The following is a 15,208-nucleotide window of genomic DNA, read 5'->3' as shown; positions in this document are numbered from 1 at the left end:
GAGGATTTTGCTTCGCAAAACGATTTTTCCTTTAGAAAAAACGCCATGTCGGTCGGAGTTTCCCTGATGGAAAACTATAATTCTCTTGACCATACCCGCTGCGCTCCGCCGGTCAGGTTCGGCCTTGGGTAGGCCTTCACCTGATCCCTTCGGGACCCGAGCTTTGCTCGGGCCTTGTCGGTCGGAGTTTTCCTGATGGAAAACTCCTCCACTCTCAAAATCTGTGACCGCCGCCTCCGCCATGGTGTCCACCGCCGCCACTGCTGTGATATCCGCCACCGCTGCTGTGATGACTGCCGCCTCCGCTGCTCGATGAAGGCGGTATATACTTCTTTGTCTGTCTCAGGAAATGCTCCACACATGCACCCAGCGCAAAAGTGTTCACTGCATGTACCAGAACCTCGTCACTCCTGATCTCTTTGGTATACTTTCTTCTTGAAAACGAGAGAAGACCGTAATTTATAAGGAGAGCCAGAATGATGGCGAGAACAGCATTACTGGTGTACTTCATGGGCTGGGCTATACGTCCACCCTCCAGAACCTTCCGCATCTGTTCAAATACAAGCGCCGCACAGGCATAGTACTCACCTCTTCCAGCGGCTCTGTAGGCATTGTCCGTAATAGTCTCTGCCTTGTCATCAGTGATGTGCTCGTACACTTCACCGTCACTGTGTATAAAGATCTCTCTGTCAGCCATGTCGATCATGAACATGGTACCGCTTTCCCAGCCAAAAAGCTCCTGATATTTTCCTTCCGTAAAATATGCTGTGGAATCACTGTGGGACTCTTCGCTGGTCATAAAAGCCGCATTACCGTATTCCGTGATGCCCTTCATGGACGCCACGAGACTCTCTTCCTCATCATCAGTGATGAGATCCGCCCTGTCATCTATATAGACAACATAATTTGTGGATGGATTTGTATATTTCACCTCATAGGCAAAACTCTCTGAGGCACATAGAAAAACAATTGCAGCCACACCAAACAGCACTCTCAAGAATGAGGAGAATCTGTTGTTCCTTATCTCATCCTTGTGAGCCTTATAATGCTTCATGACATTCTTCATGGTAAGGTCTGCCAGTAACATCCCGAAAAGCTTTGATTTCTTTTTAAGCATGAATGTTACCTCCTTCCCTATCGAAGTACTCAGGTATCGGATGAGTGGACAGGATATTGTACTTTTGGATGATTCCGGTAATGGTATATACTATTCCCGCAAATACCGCTGTGCTGGCTCCATAGAAAATAATATCTTCAACAGGATTCCATATAAGCACCACAACAGCCGTTACAAGTCCAAGTATAACGCCCATCATCTCTCTATAGCTGTATTTTTTTGCCTCCTTCTTATTCCCCTTTTCCCTTGCCTTCTCTGCATTTTTACTATCAAGCATATAGATAACAAGAAGAATGATTCCAGCGATAAAAAGCAGAGAAACGATGATGAACCAGTACTCCATTATGATGAATGCCGCACCCAGTATTATCTCGAGACCCCAATACGCGATGAACAGATACCCCAAAACCGAGCTGCATCCGCCTAAATGAGACTCCTTTTTTGCAGCTGTCTTATCCTTGAAATCATTGTAGGCATTGACCTTTACCTTTTCACCGCTTTTGAAGGCTCCATTGCATCTTGCTGCTACATAACCCTGGTCTTCTCTCGGATCTTCCTTTTTCTCGATCTTATCAATTTCTATCATGTACAGTATTCCTGTGATAAGAGCCATAATAAGCGAGAATATAAGTACAGCTTTCGGCTGAACCGTAAACTGCATGTTCAGCATTATAAATATAGGAATGGATAAGAGGAAGGAAGTGATATAAAACTTTTTAAAGTCCACCGGAATATCTGCAGAAAGCTTTCCCGTGACACCATTCATAACAGAATAACATATACGGTCTCCCTTTCTGTAGGTCAGGAACCACACCGGAAGCATAGCTTCCTTTTCACCCTCATATTTAAGGTTCACCATTCCCTCTGCACTTGAAACATTTCCGAGGCTGTCTCTGTCAAACCCCTTCTTTTTACACTCCTTATCTATGGATTCAAAGGTGTGCTTAAGCACATATACCTCTGCGTCATCCTTGTATGTGATGGAAGGAACATCCGGCACGTCTGCATAGAATCCGCACAGGAAGGATGGGGTAAACTCTATCATATCCTTCGCATCATAAGGTGCTATAACCTCAGCTATATGGTCATTAAATGAGCTTGAAGCGTCAAATGCTATCCCATCGAACTTTCCGTCGATGTCCATGGTGAGATTATATTTATCTGTTATCTCATATCTTCCCTGTGTCTTCGTTCTGGACACAGGTATCACGGCCTGCGGTCCAACAGAGAATCCATACACCCAGTATGGCATGTAAATGCCTACAAATCCCGAAAGAGCCTCCGGATCCGCGAGATCCTTAGGAGCATACAAAGCTCCCTTCATTCTGGCGGTGAACATCTCCTTGCAGGTTGACTTATCTATCTTAAACGGGATGATCTTCTCCGGTCGTCTTTCATTGCTGACTCTCGAAGAAAATACAGCAGGCTGTCCGCAGTAACTGCAGAAGCCGGCAGCACTCAGGTTTGTACTTGAAATCTCAGCTCCGCAGCTCCTGCAAGTGAATATAGTCACCTGCAATCCGCGATTCTTTTCTCCCGCATCCTGCGGATCCATATCCCCGGCTGTCTTCTGTTCCGTGATTTCTGCCGATGCTTCACCCGAATCTCTGCCGGTCACCTCATCTTTATTTAACTCCAATGTTCTCTCTTCCGCATCCTGATCTCTTTCTACAGAATACGGGTCAAATGTGCTTTCACAATGCTCACACCTCAGCATCTGTGACGGTATATCAAATCTCAGATCTCCGCCGCAGCTCGGACACTCATACATAGCTCAACCCCTCTAGCTTTAAAAGTAATATGGTCACTGCAAGAATATCGGCTGCCCCTCCGGGACTGATATTCTTCTCTATACATTTTACATTAAGTTCCTCTATAGCAGAAAGCCCTTCTTCGCTGAATGCCGCCCCCATCTTCACGATTTCAGAGCTCTCAGACTTAAGCCACTCCATATCTTCATAGGAGCTTCTGGTGAGAACATTGGTATCGTTAAGCTTAGACATGATCTGTATAAGGGTGCTAATGTTTACGGCATTTTCAAAGTGCTCATCCCTCATATTCCCTTCACCGTAAATCAGGTCTTTTCTCAATGTTGCTCTCTCGGAGATACCTGCTCTGAGAGATTCATCCCCGACTATTCCGAGATATGTCCTCATGGCACCCAATCCTATATCTTTTATTATAGGAAAGCCTTCCATAGCCTGACCGCGTATGCCCTTCTCACCATACCTATGATAGAGCTTTTCACCATGGGACTTTGGCTCACGTTTTTCCATTTCTATGAAGTCCTTCTCCAGTATCCGGTAAGACATGTTCCTGCCGGTTTCAAGAATTTCTCCTATATCGAAAAGTCTCCCGTTATTACATGTATCATTGCATTCAAGCCTTTCACCGGCAATTATTCCAGCCGCGGCGAGAAGTATCCCCATTGTAAATATCATGCCCTTATGGGTATTGACATTGCCCGTTGCGGCATACATGGCATTCTCTGCCTCAATTCCCGTCTTTCTTATACCGAGAAATACTTTTTCACTGTCTGCTTTTGAGCCCTTAAGCCCCGCTTCGAACATCTCCACCATATACGGAGTTATAGCCTCTGTACTCGCAAGAAATGTCTCATAGGACATGTCTTTATGAGAGCCCGTGTCTCTCCTGTCCACAAGTCCCGGCTTCGGTGTAGCATACACTTCTCCAAGCAGAGCATTACGCACGTTCCATCCAACTATTTCCTTAAGCTCTTCTATACTATGAAATTCCGCCCTGCTTCTATCCCGCATAATCCATACCTTTTCTTATCCTGCAAATGATTCTTTGATTATTCTATGGATCTCTTCCACCATGGAACTCACAGTATGAGTCCTGTTTCTCGCACAGATATGTGCTTCCAGCTCACACATGAGACATTTTCTCGGACCCATGCCGAACTCTTCACGGCTGACCTTGGAACCGTCTGTCCGAAGAACATCTATATCAAAGATTCTTCCTATTCTGTCCCTCTCCTCGATCTCACACATGGCTTTTTTAATGTCTATAGCATCAGCATCAACAGAAGCATAATAGATATATCCCGTGACGAAGGCTTCTTCCTTCTCAACATCCTTTTTCATTCTATGCTTATGAAGTATCTCATCTATACTCTCAACACCGTATCTGAATGCCTTCTCAAAGTCTTCTCCTACCTTATGCGGTCCGGGAATGTTCAGCATAAAGCAGATCACCGGATGATGAAACTCAGCTATGAGATCTCTCTGCATCTCGACTCTGTGGTCTCTTGCCTCAAGCATCTCCGGTACAGTTACCTCATGTTCATAATCAAGCTTCATTTCCATTTTTTTCTCCATAACTCTGTTTCTGATTTAATCCATAGACTTTACAGCTTCGGCTATCGTTCTTTTAAGGCTGTCAAAAAGCTCCTGCCTGTAATTCAATGAATTTTTTTTATCGTTAATAAAATAGTCCGGTATGTCCTGCGCCGGTATCAGATACCCCGGAAAAATATCTGTGTCCGGAGAGCCTGCATTGGCACACTTCTGTAGTTCTCCATTCAGAAGCTCATCACTTATCTTTTCCATCACCTCGTGGTTTCTTTCCAATGCCTTTTCATCTATCATCCTGTCGGCCTTTTCTCTTAGCCTGTTCAGATACTTTAAAAATTCATCCTTGCGATTTTCGAGATAAACGATGTGTTCCGTTGAAACAATGGGGTAAAGACCCATATGATTAAATATAGGAAGATTTTTTGGTTTGGTGAAGCCTACGAAATGGGAAGTTCCTTTGCTGACCATTATCTCATAGAGCTTAGACATGAGCTCATTCAAAAGCCCCTGACCATGATGCTTCTCTGAAACCGCTACGCATTTTAAAATTATACCGCTTAGTGACCCTGTAGCAGCGATTTCCCCCGTATCTTCATCCATTATGCAAACTGTGTGGGTGATCCTTTCGTCATAATCAAGACCTCTTCCCATAAGAAAAGCCTTCAGCCTGTCAAGCTCCCTTCCTGAAAAAGGCTGTCCCTCGGCAAAATAGTAATTCTCCGTCATAATACTCCATCTGATTTATTTCTTCATGTACACTGCAGAATAATTTCGCTCTCATGATTCAAAAGTACTTTCCTGAACGGAAATTTCTTTTGGATAACGAAACCGTATTGTATATATTCTACACCATTTTATGGCAAAAAGAAGGCGTTGTGGCTTATCCCCCTGATCGTCCACAACGCCGTATTCTTTATATTATTTATCTAAACTATCAGTTATTGAACTCGAACTTCTTGATCTGACGAACAACGTCCATGATAGTTCCATCACGACCCTCGATGATACCAACTACACGGTCACCGAACTGAACCTTCTCAGGCTCGCCTGTGATACTGTAAGCAATATCTCTAAGCTCCTCGATAGTCTTGAGAGGAAGTCCCTTATCCTTTGTAGCCTCGATAAGGTCTGTTCTCTTAGGATTGATCGCGATACCGTAATCAGTAACAACAACGTCAACGTCCTCACCAGGAGTTGTTACAGTTGTACAATCTGTGCAGATTGTAGGAATTCTTCCCTGCATGATAGGTGCGATAACGATAGTACACTTAGCACCTGCAGCTGTATCAGGATGTCCACCCTGTGCACCTGTGATGACACCGTCAGAACCTACTACTACGTTACAGTTGAAGTGTGTATCAACCTCAAGAGCAGCGAGGATAACGAAGTCAAGCTTGTTAACATAAGCACCCTTGTTAAACGGATCAGCATACTCACTTGCTGTGATGTAGTGATGGTTAGGATTTGTAGCCACAGACTTGATAGCATCCTGATCGAAGTCCTGTGTATCTACAAGAGTCTTAATAAGCCCCTCCTCAAGAAGATCACACATTGGCTTAGCGATACCACCAACGCCGAAAGACATATGGATGTTCTTCTCTCTCATGATCTCAGCAAGGAACTTGGTTGAAGCTATAGAAGCTCCACCTACACCTGTCTGATATGAGAAGCCTTCCTTAAAGTAAGGAGTAGCTACAACGAAATCAGTACAGTACTTGGCCATGAGAAGCTTTCTCTGGTCTGTTGTAGGCTTTGCAGCACCTGTAGCGATCTTTGTAGGATCACCGATCTCATCAACCTTAACTACATAGTCAACATATGTCTGTGTGATCTGTGCAGGAAGATTTGGGAAAGGTACAAGTGTATCTGTGATAGCAACTACGCGGTCTGCATACATAGCATCTGCTGCAGAGTATGAAAGAACACCGCAATCTGCCTTACCGCCGTTAGCGTTAAGGTTACCGTACTCATCAGCTGTAGGAGCACCGATGAATGCGATATCGATATGAGTCTCACCGCTCTCGATAGCTCTTGAACGTGCACCGTGTGAACGCATGATAGCAAGTCCCTGAAGTCTGCCCTCTGAGATTGCCTTACCGATCTGTCCACGAACACCGGATGACTGGATTTCTGTGATGGTTCCGTCATCAAGCATGTAAACGATAGGGTCATTCTGGCTTCCGAGTGAAGAAGCACAGATAGTGATGTTCTTGATACCCATGTTATGAACTTCTTCCATAACCATGTTAAGAACCTTATCACCGTTACGGAAATGATGATGGAATGAAAGTGTCATACCATCCTTGATTCCGCACTTAACAAGTACATCATGAATACTGTCAACAAGCTTTGTGCCGTTTGAATTGATAACGCACTTAACCTTGTGAGAAGCTGTCTGATACTCAAAACCATCAAAGTGATGAGTTCCCTGGAAAACTTCCTTACCTGTTGCCTTTAAGATTTCCTCAGGTATATCTCTACCAACTGCATTAATCATAATTACAGATCCCCCTTATAAACTCCGGCAGCCTTTGCAAGCATGATGTTTCTCTTTGCACCGTCATAGAAAGCGATATCGATCATCTTTCCGTCAACAGTAAATACACCGATGCCCTTTGCCTTCTTGTCATCGATCTCCTTGATTACCTTCTCAGAGAAAATGATTTCCTTCTGAGTAGGAGTATAGATATCATGAACGATGTCGATCTGACGAGGGTTGATACATGACTTACCATCAAATCCCATATCATGTATCATCTGAACTTCCTTACGGAAACCTTCCATATCATCAAGGTTTGTCCATACTGTATCGAAACACTGAACGCCGGCTGCACGAGCTGCGATGATCATCTGCTGACGGGCACCCATGAGCTCAACACCTGTTCCTGTGATGCGTGTCTGGAGATCCTTTGTATAGTCACCGCCTGAAAGGGCAACACCAATCATACGATCTGATGATGTACATACCTCATATGCATTCATAACGCCCTTACATGACTCAAGAGCTGACATGATAAGAGTTGAACCAGGCTCTCTGTTAAACTCTTCCTCAGCTGCTACGATCTTCTCTTCAACCGCGCGAACCATGGAAGCATCCTCTGTCTTAGGAATACGGATAACATCAGCACCACCTGCTACGCAGACACGGATATCCTCTTCCCAGAGATCTGTATCGAGACCGTTGATACGAACTACACGCTCTGATCCTCTGTAATCAATGGTCTTAAGAGCATGATACAGAGAGAATCTTGCAGTATCCTTCGCTGTTACAGCAACTGCATCCTCGAGATCCAGCATGAGAGAGTCAATCTTGTAAATATACGGATCCTTAATGAGTGAAGGCTTCTGAGCATTCAGGAACATCATGGATCTTCTTAATCTTTTCTTATTAGGATTCTCAATCATCTGATTGCACCTCCCCATGGTAAATCTTTATACTGGTCTACTGAACGGAAAACAGCTCCCTCGATACGAGCCTTGATTGTGCAATCAAGAGCACCCTTATCAACGATAGAAATCTTTACGTTATCTACCCCAAGATTTGCTAATGTCTCGAGTGTTACCTTCTTGATCTGATTTCCGAACTGATGAGCTACTGCAGAGTCCAATGTGAAATCGATCTTTCCCTCTCCAGGCTCAACAGTAACCTGGCAGTCACTGGATTCCATAGTGCCCGCTACAGCAGGTTTCTTAATTTCCATAGTTTCCTCCTTGGATGCAGGATCTTTCCCCTTGATCCCGCGCAAACAATGTTACATAAAGTTCTTTTACAATGAGTCCTAAAAGTCGCAAATTATAGAAAAAAGCAGCTCTTATTCGTCATCATTTTCACATCCCGCAGCGCTTAGGTATCGCGCCCCAACTACTAGCAATTATATCCTAGCAATCACGGAATTTAAACTTTTTAATTGTAGTATTTCAATAATAATACGCATGGCACCTATAGTAAAATAGTTATCGTATTATGGCAATCATAGGCTTATCCTATATTTTTTGTCTTGAAAACGCTTTATCATGTCCTAAAATATTATAAAATTATTTTTCATTATCAAATTTAAGCAATTGGGGTATTAATTTTTTAAATAGCTTTTATCCATTGTAATTCTTAATTTTTAATAAAGTATGCCTGGAGATGTCATTCAACAGGATATCCCCCTCTTTTCGGATTAGAAAGCTCCGTTTCGTCATCTTCCCACTATAAAAAAGTGCTACGGAGATGATCTCCGCAGCACCTTGAAACTGATTTATCTGATTATTAATTAAGCAAAGTTCTTTGAATGACCGAACTTGTTGAAGTTGATGAGACATCCGTCCTGAACGATCTGACGCTCGTTTGGAGTCATAGGAAGAACATAAAGCTCGATCTCTGTTGCCTTGCCATCCTTGATAACATAAGCCTTGATATCCTCAAGCTTATCATCCTGAAGTGCCTTCTTGATGCCAGGAACATAGATGTAATCATCTACTTCGAACTTGTCCGGCTCTCCTTTGAGATGGAACGGAACCATACCCCAGTTCATACAGTTGGATCTGTATCTCTTTGTAGCATACTCCTGAGTGATGTTTGCAAGACCGCCAAGTACTCTCTGGCAGGAAGCAGCCTGCTCACGAGCTGAACCGTCACCCGGCTTGTTGGAATAGATCGTTGAACCGATCTCCACATCAGAAGCCTTAACGCTTTCCTGTCCCGGAATAGTATTGACAACCTTAAATACATCAGCTATCTCAGATGGAACAGTACCGTTCTTACGCTCTGCCTCAAGATCTCTTACAGCCTTTGCACGTCCTACGTACTCAGGATCTCTTCTTGAAAGTGTAAACTCTGCAAGTCCGAGAGGATTTGATCTGAAGGATGAAGTCTCACCTGATGGGATAAGCTCATCGGTTGTTGTAACAGGATCAAGGATCTTTGAAGCAACCTTCAGAAGAATGTTGTCTGTCATAGACTCCTGCTCCGGCCAGTCCTTGATATTTGGTCCGAAACGAAGCTCCTGATCAAGGTCTGCCTTACCCCAGCCCTGATATAATCTGTTCTGGTAAGCCTTGTCATCGTAGTTGTACTCAGGGATGTCGCCCCAGCAATCAAGCTCTTCAGCAGATGTGAGCTTACCGCCGTTAGCAGCTGTAGCAGCGATTGAACGTGCATCCATAAGACATACAGCTGACATCTGACCGTTACCCGGCTTAGAACCTTCACGGTTAGGGAAGTTACGTGTTGTATGGCGGATAGAAAGTGCATTGTTTGCAGGTGTATCTCCTGCACCGAAGCAAGGTCCGCAGAATGCTGAACGGATGATAGCACCCGCATCCATAAGATCTGCAAGAAGCCCCTTACGGTCAAGGTCTGTATAAACAGGCTGGGATGACGGATATACGCTGAGATAGAACTCACCGTCACCGATGCTCTTGCCCTTAAGTGCATGAGCTGCCTCAACAACGTTTGTATAATTACCGCCGGCACATCCTGCGATGATACCCTGCTGTACCTGAAGCTTGTGATCAGCTGTGATCTTGTCAAGAAGAGTAAAGTGTGCTCTTCCCTCTGCAACCTTCTCAGCTTCCTTCTCTGTCTCACGAAGGATATCCTCAAGGTTGTCATAGAGCTCTGTGATCTCGTAAGCATTTGACGGGTGGAATGGAAGGGCGATCATAGGACGAACAGCTGAAAGGTCAACTTCTACACAACCGTCATAGTATGCAACCTCTGACGGATCAAGCTGCTTGAAATCCTCTCCTCTTCCATGCATGGTAAGGAACTCCTTTGTATCCTCATCTGTTCTCCATACAGATGAAAGACATGTTGTCTCTGTTGTCATAACATCGACACCGTTTCTGAAATCTGTTGTCATGGAAGATACACCAGGTCCTACGAACTCCATTACCTTATTCTTAACATAGCCGTTCTTAAATACTGCTCTCTCGATGGCAAGAGCGATATCATGAGGTCCAACAAATGGTGCTGGCTTTCCTGTAAGGTAGATACAAACTACACCCGGATATGCAACATCATAAGTCTGCTCGAGAAGCTGCTTTGAAAGCTCTCCACCGCCCTCTCCGATAGCCATGGTTCCGAGTGCGCCGTAACGTGTGTGTGAGTCTGATCCGAGAATCATCTTTCCGCCGCCTGCGAACTTCTCACGCATGAACTGGTGGCAAACTGCAACATGTGGTGGTACATAGATTCCACCGTACTTCTTTGCTGCTGAGAGACCGAAGTAGTGATCATCATCGTTGATGGTTCCGCCAACTGCACAAAGAGAATTGTGGCAGCATGTAAGAACATAAGGAAGTGGGAACTTCTCCATACCTGAAGCTCTCGCTGTCTGAATGATACCTACGAATGTGATATCATGTGATACCATGGCATCGAACTTGATCTTAAGATTGTCCATAGTATCGTTTGTGTTATGTGACTTCATGATACCATAAGCAATGGTACCCTTCTTTGCCTCTGCCTTATCCGCAGCCTTGCCAGTAAGCTGCTCTACCTTGGCTGCCTCTGCCTCAGGAACAAGTTCTGTTCCGTTTACCAGATATACGCCGCCTTCATGAAGCTTGACCATAATAAACCTCCTTAATGACTCCCTTCTTATGGGGAACAACATTCTAACATAAGAGCACGTAGATACTAAGCAAACTATACAATATCACATGTAACTTTAACAAATGAACATGTATATTATATCGCCTTTTTCTGTTTCTCTGTGTTTTTCTTTTTATGTAATTATTCTAATTTGACATGACACAATAGTAAAATATTTATATCTATATGCCAAGTATAGGTTTTTCCTATTGTATACAATATTATGTATAAGTTTTTACCTATATCTTATATTCTTTATCGTAATAAAAATGCACCGGTCTTACTTCATATCCAAGTTCCAGTAAAACCGGTACATTTTAAACATCTTTATATTTGATACATCATTATCTTCTCATCAGTAGAAAAGTCCGCCGAGATTAAATACTCCGAGAGCTGACATAACCACATTGATAACTACGTTCATAACAGAAAGAAGGAAAAGTGTACGGAACATCTTGTTCATCTCTTCTGTTGTTGTCTCCTTGGCTGCAGAGTAAGAAGACATGATGATAGCACCACCTGTTGAAAGAGGGCTGATGGCAGCTGCAAATGATGTAGCTGTAAGTGATGAGATGATCTCAACATAGCTTACTCCATCGCCGAAGTTCTTAACGATGTTATCAGCGATAGGATAAAGTGTAGGCATTACAACACCTGTTGTTGAGCTTACCCATGAAAGGATTCCGGATGTAGCTGCCATAATAGGAGTTGCTGTGCTCTTTGTCATAAGTGAGCTTAAGAAATCAGAGATAAGTGTGATACCGCCAAGCTTATCGATAACATTAACGAGAAGACCTACACCACAGATGAGCATCAGTGTTCCCCATGGAATTCCCTTGATGGCCTTCTTTTCATCTGCACATCCGAGAAGGATCAGAACTGCTGCCGCAACAAATGCGAAAAGGCCTGTGTCGAGCTTGAAACCGATACAGCATACGACCATAACAGCGATAGCAAACATTGTGATCTTCTGATTACGATTGAATGCAGGAATATCTGAAAGCTTAAGAGGATTGTCTGCCTTAACCTTGTAGCCCTTGTAGTAGATATACATGATAGCTGTAAATACAAAGCCTGAAAGAAGTGTTGTAAGGAAAAGGTGTAATCCAAATCCTGTATATCCGAGAGGCTCACTGAGGTTCTTCGCGAGAATACCCGTCATTGACAAAGGCGACGCGCAGCCTGCATTGGCACCGAGCTTAGCATAAAGCGCTGTAGCCATAGGATTGATATCAAGCTCAAATGCAAGGTATACTGCAAATGTTGTCATGAGAATTCCGGCTGCGATGTGTCCGGGTCCGATAGCTGAGATAAATGCTGAAAGCGCAAACATAAGAACAGGAATAAGATATGTTCTCTTGCCTACAAGAGCAACGACCTTTTTTGAAAAAAGATCCAGTGTTCCGTTCTGTGATGCCATACCGAAAAGGAAGGTTACACCAACCAGTGTTACGAACATTGAACTTGAAAAGCCTTTTGTGATGTCCTTTGCTGAAAGATCTCCGGCAAGACCGAGAAGAAATGCTGCGCCGATTGAAAAGAAACCTATGTTGATCTTTTTTATAAATCCTATGGCAACTACTATAGCAAGTACCACAAGGGATATTAATGCGAAATTCATAATCTGTATCTCCTGAAATATACATTGTATTAACGTTTACCTGTATACCTTCACCCTTTTTCACACAGGTAAAACGAACTCTACCATCTTACTTTATTTCTCTTTATTTCTCTTTATTTCTCTCTATTTCTATACTCTTATACTCTATCAAAGTCTAATGACAGCCTTACCTTCCATGATGAGGTTTGCAGTTCTGAATCCAAAGGTGTCATCGATCTTAGGAACATCCTTATTCTCTGCATCTTCAACATAGTCAACGCCGCATTCGAGCACTCCGCTTGCATGTCCTATACGGATAAACTGTGTATCTGTATCCTTTGAAAGTACCTGATTGACGATACTTCCCTTGATGACTGCTGCCGCAGCTGTACACATGGCACCTGTCATGGCATAGCTCGGATGAGCCTTCTGCATGGACATCATTCTGGAAAGAAGATCGATATCTGATTTCTTAAGTGCCTTGCCATCTGCTGTTGTATAGTCGGCAGCCTCTGCTACAAAGGTCATCTTCGGAATTCCCGGTGTCTCCCAGGCTGACTTTGTGTAATCTGAAATTAATCCGAGCTTTACAGCCGCAAGACCTCTTACTTTTTCAAGAAGATCAAGCTTTTCTTCATCGCCGTTTATCTCATCAGGTGTTTCGCCTCCCTTAAGTCCGAGGTCAACAGCCTTTGCAAAAACCAGTGGATTTGCCGCATCAACTATTGATACTTCAACTTTTCCGTAACCCGGAACCTCGAGAACATCCACTACATTGCCTGTAGGAAGAAGTCCGTTTCCAAGTGTTCCTGAAGGATCTACGAACTTAAGCTTTATGGGAGACGCTGTTCCCGGCACACCTGCGATGGCAAAATCGCCTTCGTACTTCACTTCACCATTCTTAGTGCTTACTTCTCCAACGATTATCTTGTCTGTATTTGTATTATATATGCGTACACTTGTAGTTCCTTCCCTTGCTTCTACAAGTCCCTTTTCTATTGCAAAGGGTCCTACGCCTGAGGAAATATTTCCGCAATTTCCTTTATAACTTACGATTGGTTTATCTACCGATACCTGAGCAAATGTATAATCAACATCCGCATCCGGTCTTTCTGACTTCTTTATTATGGCAACCTTACTTGTAACGGACTGGGATCCGCCAAGACCATCTATCTGTTTACGGTCGGGACTGCCCATCATTCTGAGAAGAACTGCATCCCATTCATTTTTATCCTTTGGAAGATCCTCTTCCAAAATATATACACCCTTGCTGGTTCCTCCTCTGATGATGGAAACCGGCAGCTTGATCATACCCTCATGCACTTCTGTCATGTGAACCTCCTTCATATAGTCCCATGTCCAAAAAATCGGATACAGGAACAGCCAAAGCGAGAGATTTATATAATCTTTTCACTTTTCGGAAGTATCTCTCATCGGGGGAGTGTGAGAGATACTTCCCTGAGTTTTCAATGAACAGCGCGCATCTGTTTATCTATGTCTATACGATATCATTTGTATTTATATATATCCAATGCATTTATTCGATAAAAAATATGCATTGGACGTATAGTTGTGAAAATGGTATGTTTAATCATATTTAAGAAGGGAGAATCATATGGATTTCAAAGACCTTTCATACATTCTTGCGATTGAAGAACACGGTAATATTTCAAAAGCCGCAGAAGCACTTTTCCTTACACAGCCATCATTATCGAGATTTCTTCAAAATACCGAGTCTTACGTTGGTCAGCCTTTGTTTAACCGTATTGGAAACAGATATGTTCCCACCTATATTGGCGAACGTTATATTGCAAAGGCAAAAGAAATATTAAACCTGAAAAAAGAACTGGACCAGGAAGTTGGTGATATATTAAAGCACGATTCCGGCCTTCTCAATGTAGGCTTCCCTGCCATGAGAGGAACCTATATGCTCCCTTGTACACTTCCTATTTTCCATAGTCTATATCCAAAGGTTAAGATACAGATCCATGAATCAAGTTCAAGCCATCTTAATGAAATGATCCTGAACGGCAGCATTGACCTTGCCTTTTACAACCAGCCTGATGCTAATCAAAATATAGAAACAGAGATCATTAGCCATGAAGAGATGGTTCTTGTTATGTCTCCAGACAATCCACTGTGTGAGTTTGCCTATCCCATGGAGGGATGCCGATATCCTCACCTTGACCTTAAACATCTTGTTGAACACGATCAAGGCGTGATAATGCAAAATCCTAATCAGCGTACCAGAACCATAGTTGACAGACTCTTCAGACAGCAGCATATCACTCCGAATATCATACTTGAGACAAGCAACATAAGAGCCGAAGCCGAGCTGGCCTCACGTAATTATGGAGTTTGCTTCATCACTGAAACTCACTTGAAACATATGAAGCTTGAAAAGCCCCTTAGATACTTTTCTGTAGGAGAACCAAGCACACCTATCAATTTTGTTGCCGCGTATCGTAAGAACAGCTACCTGCCTTACCACGCTACAGAGTACATAAAAATAGTAAGGGACTTCACGTAAACACAAAAACACCCTCCTTACCGGTTTATCCGGTAAAGAGGGCATATATCAGTATACTGAT

General features: G+C 43.3%; 12 protein-coding genes. 1 reads left to right on the top strand and 11 read right to left on the bottom strand.

Annotated features, from left to right (window positions below; translation table 11 throughout):
• Positions 1-214 precede the first annotated feature (214 nt).
• From BXO88_RS08230 to BXO88_RS08180, 11 genes are all read right to left on the bottom strand, one after another.
• Positions 215-1,117: a TPM domain-containing protein gene (locus tag BXO88_RS08230; protein ID WP_078037263.1), complete on the bottom strand. Its 903-nt coding sequence runs from the start codon at positions 1,115-1,117 to the stop codon at positions 215-217.
• Positions 1,110-2,888: an efflux RND transporter permease subunit gene (locus BXO88_RS08225; RefSeq protein WP_078037262.1), complete on the bottom strand. Its 1,779-nt coding sequence runs from the start codon at positions 2,886-2,888 to the stop codon at positions 1,110-1,112. Before BXO88_RS08225 ends, BXO88_RS08230 begins: the two co-directional genes overlap by 8 nt.
• A complete protein-coding gene (locus BXO88_RS08220; RefSeq protein WP_078037261.1) occupies positions 2,881-3,894 on the bottom strand; it encodes a triphosphoribosyl-dephospho-CoA synthase in 1,014 nt (337 codons plus the stop codon). Before BXO88_RS08220 ends, BXO88_RS08225 begins: the two co-directional genes overlap by 8 nt.
• A 15-nt stretch (positions 3,895-3,909) precedes the next feature.
• Positions 3,910-4,446 carry a citrate lyase holo-[acyl-carrier protein] synthase gene (gene citX, locus BXO88_RS08215; protein ID WP_168171655.1) on the bottom strand — a complete coding sequence of 179 codons (537 nt, stop codon included), beginning with the start codon at positions 4,444-4,446 and terminating at the stop codon, positions 3,910-3,912.
• 27 nt (positions 4,447-4,473) lie between these two features.
• On the bottom strand, positions 4,474-5,160 hold the full coding sequence (locus BXO88_RS08210) for a hypothetical protein (protein ID WP_078037259.1): 687 nt from the start codon (positions 5,158-5,160) through the stop codon (positions 4,474-4,476).
• 208 nt (positions 5,161-5,368) lie between these two features.
• Entirely contained in the window at positions 5,369-6,931 is a 1,563-nt protein-coding gene (citF, locus tag BXO88_RS08205) for a citrate lyase subunit alpha (RefSeq protein ID WP_044995980.1), read from the bottom strand.
• A 2-nt stretch (positions 6,932-6,933) separates the two neighbouring features.
• Complete coding sequence (locus tag BXO88_RS08200; protein WP_044996009.1) at positions 6,934-7,836, bottom strand: aldolase/citrate lyase family protein; 903 nt, start codon at positions 7,834-7,836, stop codon at positions 6,934-6,936.
• Positions 7,836-8,135: a citrate lyase acyl carrier protein gene (gene citD / locus BXO88_RS08195; RefSeq protein WP_078037258.1), complete on the bottom strand. Its 300-nt coding sequence runs from the start codon at positions 8,133-8,135 to the stop codon at positions 7,836-7,838. Before citD ends, BXO88_RS08200 begins: the two co-directional genes overlap by 1 nt.
• 558 nt (positions 8,136-8,693) lie before the next feature.
• Positions 8,694-10,997: a hydratase gene (locus BXO88_RS08190; RefSeq protein WP_078037257.1), complete on the bottom strand. Its 2,304-nt coding sequence runs from the start codon at positions 10,995-10,997 to the stop codon at positions 8,694-8,696.
• Between the two features lie 375 nt (positions 10,998-11,372).
• The gene (locus BXO88_RS08185) at positions 11,373-12,638 is read right to left on the bottom strand and encodes an SLC13 family permease (protein ID WP_078037256.1); all 1,266 of its coding nucleotides are present in this window, start codon (positions 12,636-12,638) and stop codon (positions 11,373-11,375) included.
• A 147-nt stretch (positions 12,639-12,785) separates the two neighbouring features.
• Entirely contained in the window at positions 12,786-13,949 is a 1,164-nt protein-coding gene (locus BXO88_RS08180) for a 2-methylaconitate cis-trans isomerase PrpF family protein (RefSeq protein ID WP_078037255.1), read from the bottom strand.
• A gap of 283 nt (positions 13,950-14,232) precedes the next feature.
• On the opposite strand from BXO88_RS08180, the gene BXO88_RS08175 reads away from it, so the two are divergent.
• Positions 14,233-15,147, top strand: coding sequence for a LysR family transcriptional regulator (locus BXO88_RS08175; RefSeq protein ID WP_078037254.1), 915 nt, complete (start codon positions 14,233-14,235; stop codon positions 15,145-15,147).
• Positions 15,148-15,208: the final 61 nt, after the last annotated feature.

Origin of the sequence: Oribacterium sp. C9 (genome assembly GCF_002007235.1) — a bacterium.
Lineage (GTDB): Bacteria > Bacillota > Clostridia > Lachnospirales > Lachnospiraceae > Oribacterium.
The sequence above is the reverse complement of the archived record's forward strand: the minus strand, read 5'-3'. Positions and strand labels throughout refer to the sequence as shown.

What these genes read in the sequence shown, in the direction of transcription:
- BXO88_RS08175 (WP_078037254.1), top strand. Translation starts at nt 14,233, where the DNA reads ATGGATTTCAAAGACCTTTCATACATTCTTGCGATTGAAGAACACGGT.
- BXO88_RS08220 (WP_078037261.1), bottom strand. Translation starts at nt 3,894, where the DNA reads ATGCGGGATAGAAGCAGGGCGGAATTTCATAGTATAGAAGAGCTTAAG.
- citD (WP_078037258.1), bottom strand. Translation starts at nt 8,135, where the DNA reads ATGGAAATTAAGAAACCTGCTGTAGCGGGCACTATGGAATCCAGTGAC.
- citF (WP_044995980.1), bottom strand. Translation starts at nt 6,931, where the DNA reads ATGATTAATGCAGTTGGTAGAGATATACCTGAGGAAATCTTAAAGGCA.
- citX (WP_168171655.1), bottom strand. Translation starts at nt 4,446, where the DNA reads ATGGAAATGAAGCTTGATTATGAACATGAGGTAACTGTACCGGAGATG.
- BXO88_RS08210 (WP_078037259.1), bottom strand. Translation starts at nt 5,160, where the DNA reads ATGACGGAGAATTACTATTTTGCCGAGGGACAGCCTTTTTCAGGAAGG.
- BXO88_RS08225 (WP_078037262.1), bottom strand. Translation starts at nt 2,888, where the DNA reads ATGTATGAGTGTCCGAGCTGCGGCGGAGATCTGAGATTTGATATACCG.
- BXO88_RS08190 (WP_078037257.1), bottom strand. Translation starts at nt 10,997, where the DNA reads ATGGTCAAGCTTCATGAAGGCGGCGTATATCTGGTAAACGGAACAGAA.
- BXO88_RS08185 (WP_078037256.1), bottom strand. Translation starts at nt 12,638, where the DNA reads ATGAATTTCGCATTAATATCCCTTGTGGTACTTGCTATAGTAGTTGCC.
- BXO88_RS08180 (WP_078037255.1), bottom strand. Translation starts at nt 13,949, where the DNA reads ATGACAGAAGTGCATGAGGGTATGATCAAGCTGCCGGTTTCCATCATC.
- BXO88_RS08230 (WP_078037263.1), bottom strand. Translation starts at nt 1,117, where the DNA reads ATGCTTAAAAAGAAATCAAAGCTTTTCGGGATGTTACTGGCAGACCTT.